The following is a 20,777-nucleotide window of genomic DNA, read 5'->3' on the forward strand; positions in this document are numbered from 1 at the left end:
GGCCGGCGGTGGCTACAGTCCGAGCGCGGTGCGGACCTCGTCGGCCAGGGCGTCGAGGCGGTCCCGGGCGCTCGTGCGCGCCCGGGCGACCACGTCGTCCGGGGCGTCGGGGGCCAGCGGCAGGACGACCTCGAGGTAGCACTTCACCTTCGGCTCCGTGCCGCTCGGCCGCACGACCACGCGCGTGCCGTCCTCGGCGACGAGGCGCAGGCCCTCCGTCGGCGGGAGCCCGCCGCGGTCGTCGTCCGTGCCGGCCGCGAGGTCGACGGAATCGACGACGCGGGACCCGCCGAGCGAGGCCGGGGGCTCCGCCCGCAGCCGCTCCATCGTCGCCGGGATCTGCGACAGGTCGGTGAAGCGGGCGGACACCTGCCCGGAGACGTGCAGGCCGTGGGCGCGGGCGAGGTCGTCGAGCGCGTCCGGGATCGAGCGGCCCTGCACCCGCAGGTCCGCCGCCAGCCGCGCGACGCGCAGCGCCGCGGAGATGCCGTCCTTGTCGCGCACGCGCGCGGGGTCGACGCAGTAGCCGAGGGCCTCCTCGTAGCCGAAGACCAGCCCCGGCACGCGGGCGATCCACTTGAAGCCCGTGAGCGTCTGCTCGTGCCGCAGGCCCGCGGCCGCGGCGATGCGGCCCAGCAGCCGCGAGGACACGATGGAGCTCGCCAGCGCGGGCGGCGCGGGGACGGCGCCCGGCCCCCCGGTCCCGGCGGTCCCGGCCCCGGGGCTGACGCCGGGGCTGACGCCGGCGGTGACGTCGGCGGTGACGTCGGCGGTGACGTCGGCGACGGCGGCCGCGCCGAGGAGGGCGCCGGTCTCGTCGCCGTGGAGCATGCGCCAGCCGCTCGCCGCGGCGGTGAGGGGCCCGCCGGCGGCCCGGGTGCGGGCGTCGTCGACCGCGACGGCGCAGCGGTCGGCGTCGGGGTCGAGCGCGAGCACGAGGTCGGCGCCCGTGACGTCGGCGAGGGTGAGCGCCAGGTCGATGGCGCCGGGCTCCTCGGGGTTGGGGAAGTCCACGGTGGGGAAGTCCGGGTCCGGCAGGGCCTGCTCGGGCACGACGGTGACGTCCGTGAAGCCCGCCTCGCGCAGCACGCGCACGGCCAGGTCCCCGCCGACGCCGTGCAGCGGGGTGAGCACGATGCGCAGGTCGCGGCCGTCGGCCCGCACCCCGCCGGCCTCCCGCCCCTCGTCGCCCCGCCCGCCCGCCGGGACCGCCGGCCGACCGCCGCCCGCGGGCCCGGCGAGGACCGCCTCGACGTAGGCGTCGACGACGGACTCGTCGAGCACGCGCCAGCCGGTCCCCGCGCGCGGGACCGAGGCCACGGACGTCACCCGGGCGATCTCCGCGGCGATGCCGCCGTCGTACGGCGGGACGATCTGCGCGCCCTGGCCCGCGTCGGTGACGACCCGGCCGCCGAGGTAGACCTTGTACCCGTTGTCCTGCGGCGGGTTGTGCGAGGCCGTCACCATGACGCCCGCGTCGGCGTCGAGGTGGCGGACCGCGAACGCGAGCACCGGCGTCGGCAGGGGGCGGGGGAGGAGGTGGACCTCGACGCCCACCGCGGTGAGGACCGCCGCCGTGTCGTGCGCGAAGTCCACCGAGCGGTGGCGTGCGTCGTACCCGACGACGACGCGCGGCGCCGGGTCGACGCCCTCGAGCTCGCCCAGCAGGAAGTCGGCGAGCCCCGCCGCGGCCCGGATGACGACGGCACGGTTCATCCGGTGCGGGCCGCCACCGATCCGGCCGCGCAGGCCCGCCGTGCCGAACTGCAGGGGGCCGGAGAACCGGTCCTCGAGCTCGGCCCGCGCCTGGCCCGCCGCGGTGAGCACCGCGTGCTGCGTCGGGTCCGCCGGCGGCTGCCCGGGGGTCCACCCCGCGGGCAGGTCCCGGGCGGCGGCGAGCAGGTCGCGCAGCTCCTGCGCGGTGCGGGCGTCCGGATCGTCCTCGATCCAGCCCCGGACCCTCTCCTGCACCGACTCCCAGTCCCCGCCGTCCGCCATGCGCCCCACGCTAGCGCCCTGGTCAGGGGACCCGCCGCCCGGACCCGCGCGCCGCCCCGCGACCGGCGGCCCCGCACGGCCCCCCGCAGCGGGACGCGCGCCCGGCCGGCCCGTCCTCGTGGCCGACGGCCCCCGTCAGAGGCGGCGGACGATCTGCGCGAGCAGGTCGCTGATCCGCGGCCCGGCGGCCCTGCCGGCCTCGAGGACCTCCGCGTGCGAGAGCGGCTCGTCGCCGATCCCCGCCGCGAGGTTCGTGACGAGGGAGATGCCGAGCACCTCGAGCCCCACGTGCCGCGCGGCGATGGCCTCGAGCGTCGTCGACATCCCGACGAGGTGGCCGCCGAGCCGCCCCGCCATCGCCACCTCCGCCGGCGTCTCGTAGTGCGGCCCGGGGAACTGGACGTAGACGCCCTCGGGCAGCCCCGGGTCGATCTCCCGCGCCACCGCGCGCAGCCGCGAGGAGTACAGGTCCGTGAGGTCGACGAAGGTCGCGCCCTCGAGCGGGGACGTGGCGGTGAGGTTGATGTGGTCGCTGACGAGGACCGGCGTGCCGGGGCCCCACGACGGGTCGAGGCCGCCGCAGCCGTTCGTCAGCACGACCGTGCGGCAGCCGGCGGCGGCGGCGGTGCGGACGCCGTGCGCGACCCGGCGGACGCCGCGGCCCTCGTAGAGGTGGGTGCGCGACCCGAGGACGAGCGCGTGGCGGTCCGGGGCGCCGTCCGTCCCGGCGATGCGGACGGAGCGCAGCGTCCCCGCGTGGCCCACGACCGCCGCCGCCGTGAACCCCGGCAGGTCCGTGCTCGGCACCTCGGCGACCGTCTCGCCGAGGAGGTCGGCCGCGCCGCCCCAGCCCGAGCCGAGCACGAGGGCGACGTCGTGGCGCTCCACCCCCGTCGCGGCGGCGAGGGCCTCCGCGGCCGCGCGGGCGACGTCGAGGGGGTCGGTGGCGGGGTCGTCGAGCGAGGGGATGGGGGGCGTCGTCATGGGCACCGAGGCTAGCGACCGCGGCGCCGGGTGGGCGCCGGGTGGGCGCCGGGTCGGCGCCGGGTCGGCGCGGCGGCGTGACCTGGCACCGCGCCCGCCCGCGACGCGTGGGGCGCGGGACCGCACGGCATGATGGTCGCCGTGACCCCCACCACCGCCCCGCGCCCCGCCACCCGCGTCGTCGTCGTCGGCGGCGGTCCCGGCGGCTACGAGGCCGCCCTCGTCGCCCGGCGCCGCGGGGCGGACGTCACCGTCGTCGAGGCGCAGGGGGTCGGCGGCTCCGCCGTCCTCACGGACGTCATGCCCTCCAAGACCCTCATCGCCACCGCCGAGTGGCTGACGATCTCCGACCGCGCCCCCGAGCTCGGCATCCGCGTCGCGGGCCTGCCGGGCTCCGGCCAGGACGCGCGGCACGTCATCGACCTCGCCGCCGTCAACCGACGCGTCAAGGCGCTCGCGGCCGCGCAGTCGGCGGACATCCGCACCCGCCTCGAGACGGACGGCGTGCGCGTCGTCGCCGGGCACGGGCGCCTCGACGGCCCCGACCGCGTCGTCGTGACGGCGGCCGGCGAGGACGGGAGGCCGGGCGAGGAGACCGTCCTCGAGGCGGACGCCGTCCTCCTCGCGACCGGCGCCCGGCCGCGGACGCTGCCCGAGGCGGAGCCCGACGGCGAGCGCATCCTCACCTGGACCCAGCTGTACGACCTGGACCGCCTGCCCGAGCGCCTGGTCGTCGTCGGGTCGGGCGTGACGGGGGCCGAGTTCGCGGGCGCCTTCTCGGCGCTCGGGGCCGACGTCGTGCTCGTCTCCTCCCGCGACCGGGTGCTGCCCGGCGAGGACGCCGACGCCGCCGAGCTGCTCGAGCGCGTCTTCCTCCAGCGCGGCATGACGGTCATGAGCCGCTCCCGCGCCACGGGCGCCGTCCGCACCGCCGACGGGGTGCGCGTCACGCTCGAGGACGGCCGGACCGTCGACGGGTCGCACGTCCTCATGGCCGTCGGCGCGGTGCCGCGCACGGAGGGCCTCGGGCTCGAGACCGCCGGCGTCGCGACGACGCCTTCGGGCCACATCGAGGTCGACCGCGTCTCGCGCACCACCGCCAAGGGCGTCTACGCGGCCGGCGACTGCACGGGCATCTACCCGCTGGCCTCCGTCGCGGCGACGCAGGGCCGCGTGGCCATGTCGCACGCGCTCGGCGACGCGGTCCAGCCCCTGTCCCTGCGCGCGGTCGCGGCCAACGTCTTCACGAACCCCGAGATCGCGACCGTCGGCCGCAGCGAGAGCCGGCTGAAGGAGCTCGGCATCCGCTACGAGGTGCAGATGCTGCCCCTGGCGCGGAACCCGCGCGCGAAGATGCTCGGCGTCCGCGACGGCTTCTTCAAGATCTACGCCCGCGAGGGCTCGGGCACGGTGCTGGGGGCGGTCGTCGTCGGCCCGCGCGCGTCCGAGGCGGTCTACCCGCTCACGCTGGCGGTGACGCACCGGCTCCAGGTCGAGCAGCTCGCGGACGCCTCGACGGTCTACCCGTCGATGTCCGGCACCGCCGCGGAGGTCGCCCGCCTCCTGTGGCACGGCATCTCGGACTGACGCCACCCGTCGGCGGCGAGGGCGTCAGCGGAACAGCGCCTCGCCGACGAAGGGGCCGTCGGCGACGAGCACCGGCGTGCCGTCGGGCCCGGTCGGCACCTCCGTGACCCCCGGTGGCACGGCGAACAGCCCCGACCCGGTGTGCTGGAGGTACTCCGACAGCGCGTCCTGCGACGCCAGCGCCGTCTGCATGGGGACGTAGTGCGTGCGGGGGTCCGTGACGAACGCCAGGAAGACCAGACCCGCGTCGAGCCGGCCCAGGCGGTCGTTGCCGTCCGTGAAGGTGTAGCCCCGCCGGAGCATCCGCACGCCGCCGTTCGACGACGGGTGCGCGAGGCGCACGTGGCTGTCGGCCGCGATGAGGGGAGCCCCGCCCCGGCCCGAGGCCGCGAAGTCCGGCTCGGTGAACTCCTCGCCGCCGGACAGCGGCGCGCCGGCGCCCTTCGTCCGCCCGACCACGGCCTCCTGCTCGCGCAGGGAGGCCCGGTCCCAGGTCTCGATGGTCATGCGGATGCGGCGGGCGACGAGGTACGAGCCCCCCGTCAGCCAGCCCGAGTCGACGGCGGGGGCGTCGGCCGCCGCGGCGGAGGCGGGCACCCAGACGTGCTGCTCGAGCGCCTCGGCCTCCTCGGCCTTGACGGCGGCGGTGCCGTCCTTGAAGCCGAAGAGGTTGCGGGGCGTGGCCTGCTGCGTCGACGTCGACGAGGTCCGCCCGTAGCCGAGCTGCGCCCACCGCAGGGTCGCGGTGCCGAAGGCCGCCCGCGCGAGGTTGCGGACGGCGTGGACGGCGACCTGCGGGTCGTCGGCGCAGGCCTGCACCACGAGGTCGCCGTCGCTGCGGGCGGGGTCGAGGGCGTCGCCGGCGAAGTGCGGCAGCTCGACGAGGCCGCCGGGCAGCCGGCCCGCCAGGCCGAAGCGGTCGACGCCGGCCGCCGGGTCGGGCCCGGGCCGGCCCACGAACAGCGAGCGCCCGAACCCGAACGTCACCGTCAGGCCGGCCGGCGGGAGGTCGGCGGCCTCGCCGGTGTCGTCCGGCGGGGCGTCGTAGGCGCCCCCGGTGGGGCCGCCCGGGCCGGCGGGCAGGCCCTGCGTCATCCGCGCGGCCATGACCGTCCAGGTCCGCAGCAGGTCGACGAGCGCGCCGCGGTCGGACGTCGTCACGTCGAACGCCGCCAGGTAGAGGCGGTCCTGGGCGGGCGTGACGATGCCGGCCTGCCGCGCCCCGGTGAAGGCGTGGGCGCCCGCGGCGGTGCGGCCGCCGGGGCCGGTCGTCGCCCCGGTCGTCGACCCGGCCGTCGGCCCCGCGGGGGTGCGCACCTCGGCCAGGCCCAGCCCGCCGGCCGCGCCCACGGCGACGCCCGCCGCCACGCCGCCGCCCCAGCCGAGCAGCGCCCGGCGGGAGAGCCCGCGTCCCTCGCCCATGCCGTCCCCTCCCCGCCTCGTCCTGGCCGTGCCGTGCCGTGCGGTGCCGTGCCTGCCGTGCCTGCCGTGCCTGCCGTGCCTACGCGCTCGTCACCGTCGCGGTGAGCTGCGACAGGGGCTCGGACAGCGCGTCCACGGCCGCCGCGAGCGCCCTGACCTCGTCGGGCGTCAGCGTGTCGTAGCCGGCGAAGCCCGCCGCGTAGGAGCCGTGCCGGGCCAGCAGCCCCTCGAGCTCGGTGAAGCGCTCCTCCAGCTGCGCCGCGAGGTCGGCGTCCTCGCCCTCGACGACCTCGGCGAGGACCTCGTACGCCACGTGGGCGCCGTCGACGTTCGCGGCGAAGTCCCACAGGTCCGTGTGCGACCAGATCTCCTCCTCGCCCGTCACCTTGCCGGTGGCGACCTCGTCGAGGAGCTCCTTCGCGCCGTTGCCGATCTGGAACGCCTCGACCTCGAACCCCGGGGCGTTCACCTGGTCGACGAGGCGCTGGGTGTACGTCACCAGGTCGGCGGCGGCCGTGGCGCGCTGCTCGGGGGTCAGGGGCACGTACGCGACGCCGCCGTTCGCCTCGAGGGCGGGCTGCCACAGGTCCTTCTCCACGAGGTGCCAGCCGCTCCAGACGGCGCCCTCCTCCAGGTCCGCCTCGCGCAGGTCGAGGAGCGGGTCCAGGTCCCCGAAGGACTCCGCGACGGGCTCGATGCGCTCCCAGTGCACGCGGGCCGGCGCGTACTGCGCCCGCGCGGCGGCGTCGTCACCGGAGGCGTAGGCACCCGCGAAGGCCTGGGTGGCGGCGATGAGCGCGCCGGCCTGGTCCTTCACGTAGGCGAGGTAGGACGCCTCGGCGGCGGCGAGCAGCTCGGCGGTGTCGCCGGTGGGCCCGACGGGCGTGCCCGAGTCGGTGACGGTGAAGGGGGACCGCAGGCCGTCGCCGACCATCCCCGGCTTGCACGCGGTCCAGTAGGAGCCGGGCTCGGCCTGCACGACGAGGTCCCGCGTCAGCCCCGGCCCGATGTTCTCGACCTCGGAGACGATCCGCAGGCCGTCCTCGGCCAGCAGGTAGAACTCGGTGACGTCCGTGCCGTCGTTCGTCACGGAGAAGCGCAGGGTGCCCGAGGGGGCGGTGTCGGCCGACAGGGTGCAGGCGTCCGCGGTGGAGCTCACCGTGAGCGGCCCGGCGGCGGCGGCGGCGCCGCCCGTGCCGGCCGCCGCGGCGGGCGGGTCGTTCGGCACGCAGGCGGTCAGCGGCAGGGCCAGCGCGACGAGGCCGGCGGCGGTGGCGAGGCGGCGGGACATGTCTCTCCTCGGAAGGGGTGGGCGCGCACGCGCGGTGCGGGGAGCGGGCCGGGCTGCGGGCCGGGTGGGCCCGTGGGTCGGGTGGCGCGAGCGACGCCGGGTCGCCCGGGTGCGGTGGTGGGGCCTCAGGCGGCCGCGGCCGGGGTGCGCAGGCCGGCGTCCGGCGCCACGGGCCGCGCGGGCGGGCGGCCCCAGGCCCCCCGGACGAAGACCGTCATCGTGGGGACGACGTAGGCGACCCAGGCCGCGGCCTCGAGCCAGGTCGTCGCGGGGGAGAAGTTGAGGACGCCCTTGAGGAGGGTGCCGTACCAGCTCGTCGGCGGGACGGCGGCCGAGACGTCGAACGCGAGGGCGTGGAGCCCGGGGAGGATCCCGGCCTCCTGGAGGTCGTGGACGCCGTAGGACAGGACGCCGCCCGCGACGAGCACGAGGAACACCCCGGTCCAGGCGAAGAAGCGCCGCAGGTCGAGGCGGAGCGCGCCCCGGTACAGCAGCACGCCGAGGACGACGGCCGTGGCGATCCCGAGCAGCGCCCCGACGAGGGGGGCGGCCGTCCGGCCGGCGGCCTGCGCCCCCGCCCAGAGGAACAGGGCGGTCTCCAGGCCCTCGCGGCCGACGGCGAGCAGCGCCATGACGGCCACCGCACGCCGGCCGGCGGCGACCGCGTCGTCCAGCCGGCCGTGCAGGTGCGCGCGCAGGTGCCGCGCCGTCCGCGCCATCCAGAAGATCATCCAGGTGAGCAGGCCCACGGCCACGATCGACAGCCCGCCCCCGATGGCCTCCTGCGCCTCGAACGTCAGCCCCGAGGGGCCGTACGTGAGCAGCGCCCCGAAGGCCAGCGAGACGGCGACGGCCATGCCGACGCCCGCCCAGAGCGCGGGCAGCAGGGCGCGGTGCCCCGCCCGCACGAGGTACGCGACGAGGATGCCGACGACGAGGGCCGCCTCGAGCCCCTCGCGGAGCCCGAGCAGGTAGTTCACGACCATGGGGTGTCCCTGCGACGAAGGTGAGCCTTACCTCAGCCGGGGACAGTACACGAGCGCCGCGGGGGCGACGAGGACCCGTCCGTCGCCCCTCTCAGGTCATGGGGGCCCCTCTCGGGTGCCGCGTCAGGCCCCGTCTGCCGTCCCGCCGGGGCCGGCGTCCAGGCGCGCCCGCAGCCCCGGCCACGCCTCGCCGAACGCGACGAGCAGCGGACGCGCCGCGACGTCCTCGACCGCCACCCACGCCATGGCGAGGGACTCCGGGTCGGTGACGGCCGGCTCCAGGGTCCGCGCCTCCTCGGCGAGCACGGTCGTGTAGGACCAGTCCCCGTGGTCGAGGAGGTGGGTGCCGAGCACCCGCACGCCGGCCGGGTCGAGGCCGGCCTCCTCCCGCGCCTCCCGCAGGGCCGCCGCCACGGGCGTCTCGTCGGGCTCCCGCGCGCCGCCGGGGATGCCCCACGTGCCGCCCTGGTCGCTCCACCCGACGCGGTGCTGGAGCACGACGTGGCTGACGGGCGCGCCGGGTGCCGGCCGCCGCGCGAGCAGCAGCCCGGCCGCGCCGGCCAGGCCCCAGTGCCGGCGCCCGCAGCGGCACTCCACCCACCCGTCGCCGGGCCGCCGGGGCCGCGGCGGCGGACGGTCCGTCATCGGTCGACGATCTCGCAGAGCGCGGTGCCGGCCGCCACGGTGCTGCCGACGGTCGCGGTCAGGGCGCTGACGGTGCCGGCGCGGTGCGCCAGCAGCGGCTGCTCCATCTTCATGGCCTCGAGCACCACCACGAGGTCGCCCTCGGCCACCGTCGCGCCCTCCGCGACCGCGACCTTGACGATCGTGCCCTGCATGGGTGAGGCCAGGACGGTGCCGCCGCCGGCCGCGGCCCGCGTGGGGGCGGCACGCCGGGCGGGGCGGCGGGCGGGCCCGGGACGGCGCCCGCCCCCCGCGGCGCCGAGGGCGAGCGCCGCGGGCAGCACGACCTCGAGACGCTTGCCCCCGACCTCGACGACGACGCGCTCGAAGGCCGGCTCGTCCTCGTCCTCCGGGGAGGGCGCGGGAGCCGGCGCGGACCCCCGGGACCCGAGCGCCGCCAGCCGGCCCGCCATCTCGGTCTCGATCCAGCGGGTGTGCACGGCGAACGGCTGCGCGGGGTCCTCGGGGACGAAGTCGGGCTCGTCGAGGACGGCGACGTGGAAGGGCACCACGGTCGGGATCCCGCCGACCTCGAGCTCGGCGAGGGCGCGGCGGGCGCGCTGGGCGGCCTGCGTGCGCGTCGCGCCGGTGACGACGAGCTTGCCGATCATGGAGTCGAACGCCCCGGAGACGGAGTCGCCCTCGACGACCCCGAAGTCGCAGCGCACGCCGGGGCCGGAGGGCAGGCGCAGGGTGCTCACGCGGCCGGGCGCGGGCAGGAAGCCGGCGGCGGGGTCCTCGCCGTTGATGCGGAACTCGAAGGAGTGGCCGCGCGTCTCCACGTGGTCGTAGCCCAGGGGCTCGCCGTCGGCGATGCGCAGCTGCTCGCGCACGAGGTCGATGCCGCTGACCTCCTCCGTCACGGGGTGCTCCACCTGCAGGCGCGTGTTGACCTCGAGGAAGGAGACGGTGCCGTCGGCGCCGACGAGGAACTCGCAGGTGCCCGCGCCGACGTAGCCCGCCTCGCGCAGGATCGCGACGGAGGAGTCGACGAGCAGGCGCTCCTGCTCGGCCGTGAGGAAGGGCGCGGGCGCCTCCTCGACGAGCTTCTGGTGGCGGCGCTGCAGGGAGCAGTCGCGCGTCGAGACGACGACGACGGTGCCGTGCGCGTCGGCCAGGCACTGGGTCTCCACGTGCCGGGGGCGGTCGAGGTACTTCTCGACGAAGCACTCGCCGCGCCCGAAGGCGGCGACCGCCTCGCGCACCGCGGAGTCGTACAGCTCGGCGACCTCGTCGGCCGCGCGGACGACCTTGAGCCCGCGCCCGCCGCCGCCGAAGGCGGCCTTGATGGCCACGGGCAGCCCGTGCTCGGCGACGAAGTCGTGGATCTCGTCGACGGACGTCACGGGGTCGGGGGTCCCGGCGACGAGGGGCGCGCCTGCGCGCTGCGCGATGTGGCGGGCGCTGACCTTGTCGCCGAGCGCGTCGATGGCCGAGGGCGGCGGGCCGATCCAGACGAGCCCGGCGTCGAGGACCGCCTGCGCGAACTGCGCGTTCTCGGCGAGGAAGCCGTAGCCGGGGTGCACGGCGTCGGCGCCGGCCCGGCGGGCCACGTCGAGCAGCTTGCCGATGTCGAGGTAGGTCTCCGCGGCGCGGGAGCCCCCGAGGGCGAAGGCGGCGTCGGCGAGGCGGACGTGGGGGGCCTCGCGGTCCTGGTCGGCGTAGACGGCGACGGACTGCAGCCCCGCGTCCCGGCACGCGCGGACGATGCGGACCGCGATCTCCCCGCGGTTGGCGACGAGGACGCTGGTGATCACCCGCCGACCGTAACGCGCGCGGGACCTCGGTCCCGGGACGCCGCCGCCGTCGTCCGGAACACTGTGCGCCCGCCGCAGCCGGGCCGACCCCCGTTTGTGGGATCCCGACGAGGACACCGTCCCCGCGGCCGTCCCCGGGGCCGGATCAGGCCCGCACGGTGCCGGGACGCCACAACGCGACGAGCGGGACGCCGACCTCGGCGAGCAGCTCGCGCAGCAGCGGCAGGCCCACCCCGACGACGGCGTGGAAGTCCCCCTCCACGCCCGTGACGAACGGCCCGCCCAGCCCGTCGACCGTGAAGGCGCCCGCGACGGCGAGCGGCTCCTGCGTGGCGACGTACGCCTCGACCTCCTCGTCGGACAGGTCCGCGAAGTGCACGACGGTCGAGGCGGTCGCGCCCACGGAGGAGCCCGTGCCGGACCCGCCGTCGACGGGGGCGGGCCGGGCGTCGACGAGCCAGTGCCCCGTGTGCAGCGTGCCCGTCCGGCCGCGCATCGCGCGCCAGCGCTCCCGGGCGTCCGCGGCGTCCGTCGGCTTGCCCCAGATCCTGCCGTCGAGCTCGAGCATGGAGTCGCAGCCGAGCACGAGCAGGTCCTCGTCGGCGCCGGCGGGCGCGGTGGCGCCGGTCTCGTCGCCCGCGTCCGGCCCGGCGGCAGCCGCCTCGGCGGCGAACGGGTCGACCTCGCCGGCGGCGACGCGGGCGGCGACCGCCTCCGCCTTCGCCTGGGCCAGGAGCAGCACGGCGTCCGCGGGCCCGAGGTCCCCGTAGCGCTCGCGGCCGGCCCGGAGCGCGGCGTCCTCGTCGACGGCGGACACGACGACGAGGGGGTCGATGCCCGCGGCCGCGAGGGTGCTGCGGCGCGCGGGGGAGGCGGAGGCGAGGAGCAGGCGGGTCACGGCGGCGAGCGTAACGACCGGGACGACGGCCGGCACCGGGCGGCCTCCCGGCCGGCACCCGGGCCGGCACCCGGGTCGGCACCCGGGTCGGCACCCGGGCGGCACCCGGGCGGCACCCGGGTCGGAGGACCCAGGGACCTCCCAGGCCCGCGGGGGCATCATGGACGCCGCGGACGCCGCCCGGACGCCGCCCGGACGCCGGTCGGGCCCCCGGGACCTCGGTCCTCGCCGGGGACGGTGCGGCTGCCGATGGGTGGGTGGACGGCCGCCGGCAGGGGCGGGCCGACGAGGGGACGGGGACGCACGGTGGGCGCGACACGCACGGCGCACGAGGAGGTCCCCCTGGACCCGGACCCCGCCGACGGCACCGGGCCCGACCGCGAGCCCGACCGCGAGCCCGACCCCGACCCCGACCTGCTGCGCCCGGCCCCGCTCGCCTGGCGCCGCCGGACGGCCGTCGAGATGGTCGTGTCCGGGATGCTGGGCCTCCTCGCGTCCTTCGTGCTGTCGGTCGAGGCCGTGACGCTGGCGGCGGACCCCGGTGCCGCGCTGGCGTGCGACATCAACGCCGTCATCTCCTGCGGCAAGGTCGCGCTCAGCGACCAGGCCGCGCTGTTCGGGTTCCCCAACGCGTTCCTGGGGCTGGCGGCGGAGGCGGTCGTCATCACCCTCGCCGTGGCGCTGCTCGGCGGCGTCACGTTCCCGCGCTGGTACATGCTCGCCGCGCAGGCCGTCTACACGGCGGGCCTCGTCTTCGCGTACTGGCTCTTCTACGAGGCCTACGTGAACATCGGCGCGCTGTGCCCGTGGTGCCTGCTCATCACGGTGACGACCACGCTGGTCTGGGCCGGCCTCACGCGGATCAACGTCCGCGACCGGCACCTGCGCCTGCCGGGGCCGGCCGGGCCCGCCGCGCGGCGGTTCGTCGCCGCGGGCAACGACTGGTTCGTCACCGTCGCGGTGCTCGTGCTGCTCGCGGCGGTCGTGCTCGTCAGGTACGGCCCGTCGCTCGTCGCCTAGGACGGGCGGTCGGCCCGTCGCCGGCCGCGCCCTCGTCCGCCGCCGCGACCGTCGCCCACCACGCCGCGTAGGGGCCGGTGCGGGCCAGGTGCCGCGTGAGGTCGGGCGCCCCGTCGTCCCACCAGACCGGGCCCCGCTCGCCCAGGGCCGTCTTGGCGGCGTCCACCCGGGCGCGGGCGGCGTCACGGCCGGCGGTGTCGCCCGCGGCCAGCGCCGCCGCCTTCGCCCGCCGGGCGCCCATGAGCTCGGTGACCAGGCGCGCCCGCTCGCCGGGATCCAGCGACGGGTCCGACCGGCGCCACAGCCGCCCACGGACGACGAGGTACCGGCCGTCGGGCGTGACGAGGGGGCCGACGGCCGCCGCGGGCGTGCCCGGGGGGACGCCGCCGGGGACGGGCGCGGGCGCCCCGGCCCGGGTGGCGACGTCGTCGGCGGGCGTCAGGACGGCACGACCGCGGTGCGCAGCACGTCGAGCGGCAGGGAGCCCAGGGCGAGCGCGCGGTCGTGGAAGCCGCGCACGTCGAGGGTGCCGCCCGCCGCGGTGGCGCGGGCCTCGGCGTCGGCGCGCACGCCCTGCCACAGCCGGGCGCCGATGAGGTAGGACGGCGCCTGCCCCGGCCAGCCGAGGTACCGCAGGTGCTCGAAGCGGACCTGCGCCGGGTCCATCGCGAGGTTCTCGCGCAGGAACGCGCCCCCGGTCTCCCAGTCCCAGGTGCCGCCGCCCCAGCGCTCCGGGACGGGCAGCCCGAGGTGCGTGCCGATGTCGAAGACGACGCGGGCCGACCGGAAGCGGCGGCTCTCGAGCAGGCCGAGCCGGTCGGCGGGGTCGTCGAGGAAGCCCATCTCGGCCATGAGGGTCTCGGCGTAGAGCGCCCAGCCCTCGCCGTGGCCCGACACCCAGCACTGCATCCGGCGCCAGGAGTTCAGCGAGCGCTCCGCCACCGCGCGGCCGAGCTGCAGGTGGTGGCCCGGGACGCCCTCGTGGTAGACGGTCGTGCGCTCCCGCCAGGGGGAGAACGAGGTGACGCTCTCGGGCACGGACCACCACATGCGCCCGGGACGGCTGAAGTCGTCGCTCGGGGGCGTGTAGTAGATGCCACCCGTGTGCGTCGGCGCGATCCGGCACTCGAGGGCGCGCAGGGGCTCCGGGATGGTGAAGTGCGTGCCGTCGAGGGCGTCGACGGCCGCGTCCGAGACCTCCTGCATCCACCGCTGGAGGGCGTCGGTGCCCTCGAGGCGGCGGGCGGGGTCCGCCTCGAGCAGCGCGGTCGCGGCGGCGAGGTCGGCGCCCGGCCCGGCGATGGTGGCGGCGATCTCCGCCTGCTCGGCGATGACCGCGTCGAGCTCGGCGACGCCCCAGGCGTACGTCTCCTCCAGGTCGACGGCCGAGCCGAGGAAGGCCCGCGACCACAGCGCGTACCGCTCGCGACCGACCGCGTCCTCCTGCGGCGCGCGCGGCGCCAGGTCCTCGCGCAGCGTCCGGGCCAGCCCGGCGTAGGCCTCGCGCGCCCCCGCGGCGGCCGCGGCGAGCTCCTCGCGCAGGCTCCCGGGGACGTCCGTGGCGCGGCCCGCGAGCTCCGTGAAGAACGAGCGTGCCGGGTCGGCCAGCTCCTCCGTCTGGGCGACGACGTCCTCGACCTGCCGCAGGGCGGCCACCTGGCCCGCGTCCGCCGCGCGGCGCAGGGAGGCGCCGTACCCGGCGAGCGAGGCCGGCAGCGCGCGCAGGCGGCGGGCGACCACGTCCCAGTCGCCCTCCGTGGACGTGGGCATGAGGTCGAAGACGTCGCGCACGCCCTGCGCCGGGGACGCGATGGTGTTGAGGTCGCGCAGGTCCTCGCCCGCCGCCGCGAGCTCCAGCCCGATGCCGATGCGCTCGCGCATGGCCTCGACCGTCACCCGGTCCGTCGCGTCGAGCTCGGTGCCGGGCCGGGCGACGAGGGCCTCCAGCGCCGCGAGCGTCCGGCGGGCGGCGGCCTCGCGGGCGTCGTGGCCCTCCGGCGAGAAGTCCGTCATCTCCGCGTCGTAGCCCACGGCGCCGACCGAGGTGGCCGTGATGGGGTCGAGGCGGCAGGTGGTGCGGAAGTACTCCTCCGCCAGGTCGTCGACGGGGGAGGGCGTGCGGGGGGAGGGCTGCGTGCGGCTCACCCTCCGACCCTAGCCGCGGGCGCTCCAGCGCCACGCGTCCGGGCCGGGCGCCGGCACCGCCGACCGGCGCAGCGCCGCCGCGCGGTCGGTCCAGCGCGGCGCGGCCGGGGCCGGTGCCGCGGCGCGGTCGGCCGCCGCCCCGGCGCTCGAGGCCGCGACGAGACCCGCGACGAGCGCCGCGAGCTCGACCTCGTCGGGCGTGCCGCGCACGACCTGCACGTGCGGCACGTCCGCCACCTGGCTGCGCCCGAGGGGCACGGCGGACGGGTCGGCGCCGGCCGGCGCGAGGGGCTCGCTCACCGCTCGTCGTCCTCGTCCTCGTCGTCGTCGTCGCCGAAGGCGACCGGTCCGCCGCGCGCCGTGCCCCACTCCGACACCGCGAAGCCCGCCTGCGCCAGGCGCTCGGCGATCTCCGCGCCGCCGGCGTCGACGAGGTCGAGCGCGGAGTCGTAGGTCCGGTCCGCGGGCGGCGGGCCGACGACGAAGCCCAGGTGGAAGGTCTCGACGTCGCCGGCGACCGGGCCGCCGTCCTCGTCGTCCTCGCCGTCGTCCCACGCCATCCCGGTGAGGTCGGGGTGCAGCCCGAGCCGCTCGTGCAGCAGGTCGTAGAGGCGGGCGTTGAGGCTGCCGACGCGCTGCTCGAGCGCGAGGACGCGGGGGTCCTCGTCGGCCTCGGAGGCGCCGAACTCCGCGCGCACCCCGACCGCCGTGCCGACGTAGGCGTGCAGCACCTGCGCCAGCTCGTCGACGAGCGCGTGCAGCGGCGCCGGGTCGACGCCCGTGAGCGGGGCGGAGCCGTGCGTGCGGGCGTCGTGCTCGTCGTCGTGGTCGTGGCCCACGTGCGGGTCGTGCCCCGCCGGGTCGTGGGCGCCGTGCCCGTCGGGCCCGTGCCCGCCGGGTCCGGTCGCGGCGGCCTCGTCGGGCGTCCCCTGCTCGTCGGGCATCCCGTGCTCCTCGCGCTCGTCGTGCGTGTGCTGCTCGTCGTGGTGCTGGTCCTGGTGCGGTCCGTCCTGCCGGCGGCCGGGCCCGCCGCCCCTCACAGCGGGATGTTCCCGTGCTTCTTCGGCGGCAGGCTCGCGCGCTTCGTGCGCAGCAGGCGCAGGGCGCGCGTGACGTGGGCGCGGGTCGCCGAGGGGGCGATGACGTCGTCCACGTAGCCGCGGTCGGCGGCGTCCCAGGGGTTCACCAGCGCGTCCTCGTACTCCGCGGTGAGCCGGGCGCGCTCGGCCTCGACGTCGCCGCCCGCCTCGCCGACGGCCCTGAGGGCGCCGCGCTGGAGGATGTTCACCGCGCCGCCGGCGCCCATCACGGCGATCTGCGCCGTCGGCCACGCGAGGTTGACGTCGGCGCCGAGCTGCTTGGAGCCCATGACGATGTAGGCGCCGCCGTAGGCCTTGCGGGTGATGACGGTGACGAGCGGGACGGTGGCCTCGGCGTAGGCGTAGATGAGCTTCGCGCCGCGGCGGATGATCCCGTTCCACTCCTGGTCCGTGCCGGGCAGGAAGCCGGGCACGTCGACGAACGTCAGGACCGGCACGTTGAAGGCGTCGCACGTGCGCACGAAGCGGGCGGCCTTCTCCGCGGCGTTGATGTCGAGCGTGCCCGCCATGGACAGGGGCTGGTTCGCCACCACGCCGACCGTGCGGCCCTCCACGTGCCCGAAGCCGACGAGCACGTTCGGCGCGAAGAGCGGCTGGACCTCCAGCAGCCCCTCGTCGAGCACCGTCTCGACCACCGTGCGCATGTCGTAGGGCTGGTTGTCCGAGTCCGGGACGAGCGCGTCGAGCGCGAGGTCCTCCTCCGTCGGCTCCAGCGGCGCCTCGTGCGGGTACTCCGGCGCGTCGGCGAGGTTGTTCGAGGGCAGGTGGGACAGCAGGGCGCGGACGTAGTCGAGGGCGTCGTCCTCGTCGGCGGCCAGGTAGTGGGCCACGCCGGAGCGCGTGTTGTGCGTCGTGGCGCCGCCCAGCTCCTCGAAGCCGACGTCCTCGCCCGTCACCGCGCGGATGACGTCCGGGCCCGTGATGAACATGTTCGACGTGCCGTCGGCCATGACGATGAAGTCCGTGAGGGCGGGGGAGTACACCGCGCCGCCCGCCGACGGGCCGAGGATGAGGCTGATCTGCGGGATGACGCCGGACGCGGCGACGTTGCGGCGGAAGATCTCCGCGAACTGCGTGAGGCCGGCCACGCCCTCCTGGATGCGCGCGCCGCCGCCGTCGCTGATCCCCACGAGCGGCACGCCGGTGCGCAGCGCGAGGTCCATGACCTTCGTGATCTTCTCGCCGTGCACCTCCCCGAGGCTGCCGCCGAAGACCGTGAAGTCCTGGGCGTACACGCACACGGGGCGCCCGTCGACCGTGCCGTGGCCGGCGACGACGCCGTCCCCGGGCACGCGCCGGCGGTCGAGGCCGAAGTTCGTCGACCGGTGCCGCACGAGCGCGTCGAGCTCGACGAACGAGCCCTCGTCCAGCAGCGCCTCGACGCGCTCGCGGGCCGTGCGCTTGCCGCGCGCGTGCTGCTTCTCGGCGGCGGACGCCTCGGCGGCGCGGGCGGCGCCCTGCCGGGCGTGCAGGTCCGCCAGGCGGGCGGCGGTCGTGCGCGGGCCGGCCCCGTCCGGGCCGGCGGGCGCGGGGGACGCGGGGGATGCGGGGGACGCGGGGGACGCGGGCGCGGCGGGCTCGGCGCCACCGGGCCCGGGGGCCACGGCGGGCTCGGCGGGCGCGGCGGGCACGGCCGGGCGGGGGTCGGTCTGCGTCATCTGGCCCACGGTAGTTGTCGGCTCCCACAGGGCACGTGGAGGGCGGGCACCTGTCTGGCCCGGGCGTGTCGGTGGAAACCTCCAAAGCCGAGGCCGGTGGGTGGCGCCGGGCCGTTCCCCCGCACGGCGCGCCCGGGCAGGATGGCGCCATGACGGACGCCCGCGACCCGCTCGACGCCGAGGCCCTGCGTGCGCGCCTCGCCGCCCCGGCCGGACCCCTGGCCCGGCTCGAGGTGGTCGGGCGCGCCGGCTCGACGAACGAGGACCTCGCCGCCGCCGCGCGCGCCGACGCCGCCGCCTGGCCGGCGCCGGCGCTGCTCGTCGCGGACCACCAGAGCGCGGGCCGGGGGCGGGCGGGCCGCGGCTGGTCGACGCCGCCGGGGGCCGCCGTCACGGCGAGCCTGCTCGTGCGCCCCGCGGCCGACGCCGGGCTCGTGCCGCTCGTCGGCGGCCTCGCGGCGGTGCGGGCCCTGGCGGACGTCGGCGTCCCGGGCGCCCGCCTCAAGTGGCCGAACGACGTCCTGCTGCCGGCCGGGGCCGCCGGTGCGCTCGCGGGGTGGGGGCCGTGGCGCAAGGTCGGGGGCGTCCTGGCGCAGGTCGTCCCGCCCGCCGCCGGCGAGCCCGGGCCGCCGGCCGTCGTCCTCGGCGTGGGGCTGAACGTCGACCAGGGGGCGGAGGAGCTGCCCGTGCCGCACGCGACCTCGCTGCGCGCGGCCGGAGCCCGCGTGCGCCGGGAGGACCTGCTCGTGGCCCTCGTCCTGCGGCTCGACGAGCTCCTGCGCGCGATGGCCGGGGCTCCGGGTGAGGTCGTCGCCGCCGTCGCGGGGGCCTGCGCGACCCTCGGCGAGAGCGTCCGCGTCGACGCCGCCCCGGGCAGCGACGTCCCGCCCCTCGTCGGCCGGGCGACCGCCCTGCGGGACGACGGCGCGCTCCTCGTCGAGACGGCCGACGGGACGACGGTCGCCGCCCTCTCGGGTGACGTCCATCACGTGCGCACGGGTGCGTGATCTAGTCTCGTCGCCGTGCTCGACCTCCCCCGCGACGGCGACGCCCCGCCGGCCCGCCGCGACGGCGTGCCGCCCCCCGGCGCGGCCGGCACGGAGCCGTCGGGGAGCCCGTCGCCGGACGTCCCCGGCGGTCCGGCCGAGCGGCCCGGGGGAGGGCGCGTGACGCCCGGGCCCGGCGGCGCCGCCGGACCCTCCGGACCCGCGGGGGACGGGGCCGAGCGCGAGGGCACCGCCGGTCGCCTCGACGACGCGCTCCTCGGCGGTCCGCGCCGCTGGAGCATGCGGGACCTGGCCGTCCGCCTCGGGGTGGGGGTCGACGAGGTGCGGGCCTACTGGCGCACCCTGGGCCTGCCCCACGCGGACCCCGACGAGCTGCTGCTCACGGAGGCCGACGCGCGCGCCATGGAGCGCTCGACCGCCCTCGTGCGGGACAAGGGCCTGCAGGCGGCGACGGTGACGTCCCTCGTGCGCGCCCTCGGCCACACCTCCGACCGGCTGGCGCTGTGGCAGGTGGAGGCGCTCGTCGAGGACCTCGGCACGCGCCTCGGCCTCGACGACGTCAGCGCCCGGCTCCTGGTCATCGACCGGTTGCCCGAGATCGTGCCGCTCCTGGAGGAGCAGCTCGTCCACTCCTACCGCCGCCAGCTCGCCGCGATCGCCGGCCGGTACGCCGCGGAGTTCGGCGAGGCCGCGGCCCCCGGCGACGACCCCCTCGCGCTGCCGCTGGCCCGCGGGGTGGGATTCGCCGACATGGTGTCCTTCACCCGCCGCACCGCACGCCTCGGCCCCGTCGAGCTGTCGGAGTTCGTGCAGCGCTTCGAGGCCGCCACCCGGGACGTCGTGGCGGCGGAGGGCGGGCGCGTGGTGAAGACCATCGGGGACGCGGTGCTCTTCGCGGCCGACGACCCCGCCACCGGGGCCCGGGTCGCGCTCGGGCTCGCGGAGGCGTTCGGCGTCGACCCCGCGACCCCGGTCGACGCCGCCACCGGCGCGGGCCACGCGGGCCGCATGCCCAAGCTCGGGGCGGTGAAGGGCCAGCCGCGGACGGGGGCGCGGGAGGCGGAGGGTCTTCCGACGGCCGGCGGTGCCACGCCCGTGCGGGTCGGCTTCGTGTGGGGGCGCGTGCTCTCGCGCTTCGGCGACGTGTTCGGCCCCAGCGTCAACCTCGCCGCGCGCCTCACGGACGCCGCCGACCCCGGGACGGTGCTCGTCGACGCCCCGACCGCCTCCGCCCTGGCGCACGACGCCGAGCTGCGCTGCGCCCCGGTGGGCACGCGGGAGCTCAGCGGCCTGGGCCCCGTCGACGCCTTCCGGCTGGAGCGCCTGGCCGGCTGAGGTGCGCGTCCCGGCCGCGTGGGCGTGGCCGTGTGCGGTCAGCGGCCGCCGGCCGCCCCGCCGGGCGTGTCGAGGGGCAGCTCGCCGGGCACGGGCGCGTCCGGAGCGACGGGCTCGACGAGGTCCGGGCCGTCGTTCGCCACCGCGTTGACGCGCGTGGACACCGGCGTGGCGACGAGGGGCGGCGGCACCACCTCGAGCAGCGCCCTCGCGCCGTGCGCGTCGACCGCCGGGTCGAGCCACGCCTCCCACCGGTCGGGCGGCAGCGCGAGCGGCTGCCGGTCGTGCACGGGCGCGAGCGCCGGCGTGGCCGGCCGGGTGATGACCGTGGCGCTGACGAGCCACCGGTCGGGGTCGTCGTCGGCCTTCGTCGGGTCCTTCCAGAACTCGTACAGCCCGGCCAGCGCGAGCACGGACCCGTCCTCGGCGTGGATCCAGTACGGCTGCTTGCGCCCCTTCGTGCCCTCCGGCGGCTTCTGCCACTCGTAGTAGCCGTCGGCCGGCAGCAGGGCCCGCCGCACCGCGAAGGGCTTGGCGAACGCGGGCCTCTCCAGCAGCGTCTCCACCCGCGCGTTGATCATCCGGCTGCCGACGGAGGGGTCCTTCGCCCACGAGGGCACCAGCCCCCACCGCGCCAGCCGCAGCTGCCGGACCACCTCGCCGGTCTCCCGGTCCGCCCGCTCGACGACGAGGCGCACCGCGTCCGTCGGCGCGACGTTCCACGAGGGCGGCAGGAGCCGCACGTCGTCGGCGACCACCGCGACGGCGAACTCGTCGGCGAGGGCCTGGTCCTCGCGGAAGGAGGCGTAGCGACCGCACATGCGGCCAGCCTGCCACCGCCCCCCGACACGGCCCACCTCGACCGCTTCGACCGCTTCGACCGCTCGGCGCCGCGCCCTGGGATG

Annotated in this window: 18 protein-coding genes; 4 read left to right on the forward strand and 14 right to left on the reverse strand. The window is 77.9% G+C overall.

Translation table 11 applies throughout. The features are described 5' to 3' along the window. Window positions 1-12: 12 nt before the first annotated feature. Both EJA20_RS10520 and EJA20_RS10525 read right to left on the reverse strand, forming a co-directional pair. Window positions 13-1,998, reverse strand: a complete 1,986-nt coding sequence (locus EJA20_RS10520) for a phospho-sugar mutase (RefSeq protein WP_129338110.1) — start codon at window positions 1,996-1,998, stop codon at window positions 13-15. Window positions 1,999-2,133: 135 nt separating this feature from the next. After that, the gene (locus EJA20_RS10525; protein WP_129338111.1) at window positions 2,134-2,982 is read right to left on the reverse strand and encodes a purine-nucleoside phosphorylase; all 849 of its coding nucleotides are present in this window, start codon (window positions 2,980-2,982) and stop codon (window positions 2,134-2,136) included. Window positions 2,983-3,114: 132 nt separating this feature from the next. Between EJA20_RS10525 and EJA20_RS10530 the strand changes: the two genes are divergently transcribed. Beyond that, the gene (locus EJA20_RS10530; protein WP_420836425.1) at window positions 3,115-4,569 is read left to right on the forward strand and encodes an NAD(P)H-quinone dehydrogenase; all 1,455 of its coding nucleotides are present in this window, start codon (window positions 3,115-3,117) and stop codon (window positions 4,567-4,569) included. A 24-nt stretch (window positions 4,570-4,593) separates the two neighbouring features. On the opposite strand, the gene efeB is transcribed toward EJA20_RS10530, so the two are convergent. From efeB to EJA20_RS10560, 6 genes are all read right to left on the reverse strand, one after another. Continuing rightward, window positions 4,594-5,991 carry an iron uptake transporter deferrochelatase/peroxidase subunit gene (gene efeB / locus EJA20_RS10535; protein WP_129338113.1) on the reverse strand — a complete coding sequence of 466 codons (1,398 nt, stop codon included), beginning with the start codon at window positions 5,989-5,991 and terminating at the stop codon, window positions 4,594-4,596. Between the two features lie 79 nt (window positions 5,992-6,070). Then, entirely contained in the window at window positions 6,071-7,282 is a 1,212-nt protein-coding gene (gene efeO / locus EJA20_RS10540) for an iron uptake system protein EfeO (RefSeq protein WP_129338114.1), read from the reverse strand. Between the two features lie 125 nt (window positions 7,283-7,407). Beyond that, window positions 7,408-8,268: an iron uptake transporter permease EfeU gene (gene efeU, locus EJA20_RS10545; RefSeq protein WP_129338115.1), complete on the reverse strand. Its 861-nt coding sequence runs from the start codon at window positions 8,266-8,268 to the stop codon at window positions 7,408-7,410. A gap of 123 nt (window positions 8,269-8,391) precedes the next feature. After that, window positions 8,392-8,913 (reverse strand): NUDIX domain-containing protein, encoded by a 522-nt coding sequence (locus EJA20_RS10550; protein ID WP_129338116.1) that lies wholly within the window; start codon window positions 8,911-8,913, stop codon window positions 8,392-8,394. Beyond that, the gene (locus tag EJA20_RS10555) at window positions 8,910-10,709 is read right to left on the reverse strand and encodes an acetyl/propionyl/methylcrotonyl-CoA carboxylase subunit alpha (RefSeq protein WP_205687451.1); all 1,800 of its coding nucleotides are present in this window, start codon (window positions 10,707-10,709) and stop codon (window positions 8,910-8,912) included. Before EJA20_RS10555 ends, EJA20_RS10550 begins: the two co-directional genes overlap by 4 nt. A 145-nt stretch (window positions 10,710-10,854) precedes the next feature. Continuing rightward, a complete protein-coding gene (locus tag EJA20_RS10560) occupies window positions 10,855-11,607 on the reverse strand; it encodes a Maf family protein (protein WP_129338117.1) in 753 nt (250 codons plus the stop codon). A 306-nt stretch (window positions 11,608-11,913) separates the two neighbouring features. Here EJA20_RS10560 and EJA20_RS10565 point away from each other — a divergent pair, with 306 nt between their 5' ends. Beyond that, window positions 11,914-12,627 (forward strand): vitamin K epoxide reductase family protein, encoded by a 714-nt coding sequence (locus EJA20_RS10565; protein ID WP_240675346.1) that lies wholly within the window; start codon window positions 11,914-11,916, stop codon window positions 12,625-12,627. Here EJA20_RS10565 and EJA20_RS10570 read toward each other — a convergent pair. The 5 genes from EJA20_RS10570 to EJA20_RS10585 all read right to left on the reverse strand — a co-directional run bounded on the left by EJA20_RS10570 (window position 12,599) and on the right by EJA20_RS10585 (window position 17,530). Next, window positions 12,599-12,868 carry a hypothetical protein gene (locus EJA20_RS10570; RefSeq protein ID WP_205687452.1) on the reverse strand — a complete coding sequence of 90 codons (270 nt, stop codon included), beginning with the start codon at window positions 12,866-12,868 and terminating at the stop codon, window positions 12,599-12,601. The genes EJA20_RS10565 and EJA20_RS10570 overlap by 29 nt on opposite strands. Before the next feature lie 197 nt (window positions 12,869-13,065). Continuing rightward, on the reverse strand, window positions 13,066-14,772 hold the full coding sequence (locus EJA20_RS10575; protein ID WP_129338119.1) for a DUF885 domain-containing protein: 1,707 nt from the start codon (window positions 14,770-14,772) through the stop codon (window positions 13,066-13,068). 9 nt (window positions 14,773-14,781) lie between these two features. Next, complete coding sequence (locus tag EJA20_RS18695; protein WP_164983933.1) at window positions 14,782-15,072, reverse strand: acyl-CoA carboxylase epsilon subunit; 291 nt, start codon at window positions 15,070-15,072, stop codon at window positions 14,782-14,784. After that, on the reverse strand, window positions 15,069-15,812 hold the full coding sequence (locus EJA20_RS18700; protein WP_164983934.1) for a hypothetical protein: 744 nt from the start codon (window positions 15,810-15,812) through the stop codon (window positions 15,069-15,071). The genes EJA20_RS18695 and EJA20_RS18700 overlap by 4 nt, the downstream gene beginning before the upstream one ends. Further along, window positions 15,809-17,530 carry an acyl-CoA carboxylase subunit beta gene (locus tag EJA20_RS10585; protein WP_129338121.1) on the reverse strand — a complete coding sequence of 574 codons (1,722 nt, stop codon included), beginning with the start codon at window positions 17,528-17,530 and terminating at the stop codon, window positions 15,809-15,811. The genes EJA20_RS18700 and EJA20_RS10585 overlap by 4 nt, the downstream gene beginning before the upstream one ends. Before the next feature lie 149 nt (window positions 17,531-17,679). Between EJA20_RS10585 and EJA20_RS10590 the strand changes: the two genes are divergently transcribed. After that, window positions 17,680-18,537 (forward strand): biotin--[acetyl-CoA-carboxylase] ligase, encoded by an 858-nt coding sequence (locus EJA20_RS10590; RefSeq protein ID WP_129338122.1) that lies wholly within the window; start codon window positions 17,680-17,682, stop codon window positions 18,535-18,537. A gap of 15 nt (window positions 18,538-18,552) precedes the next feature. Next, entirely contained in the window at window positions 18,553-19,872 is a 1,320-nt protein-coding gene (locus EJA20_RS10595; protein ID WP_240675348.1) for an adenylate/guanylate cyclase domain-containing protein, read from the forward strand. A 38-nt stretch (window positions 19,873-19,910) separates the two neighbouring features. Here the strand turns inward: EJA20_RS10595 and EJA20_RS10600 are convergent, their stop codons facing one another. After that, on the reverse strand, window positions 19,911-20,693 hold the full coding sequence (locus EJA20_RS10600; protein ID WP_129338123.1) for an SOS response-associated peptidase: 783 nt from the start codon (window positions 20,691-20,693) through the stop codon (window positions 19,911-19,913). Window positions 20,694-20,777: the final 84 nt, after the last annotated feature.

It is taken from the genome of Cellulomonas endophytica (assembly GCF_004123805.1).
GTDB lineage: Bacteria > Actinomycetota > Actinomycetes > Actinomycetales > Cellulomonadaceae > Cellulomonas > Cellulomonas endophytica.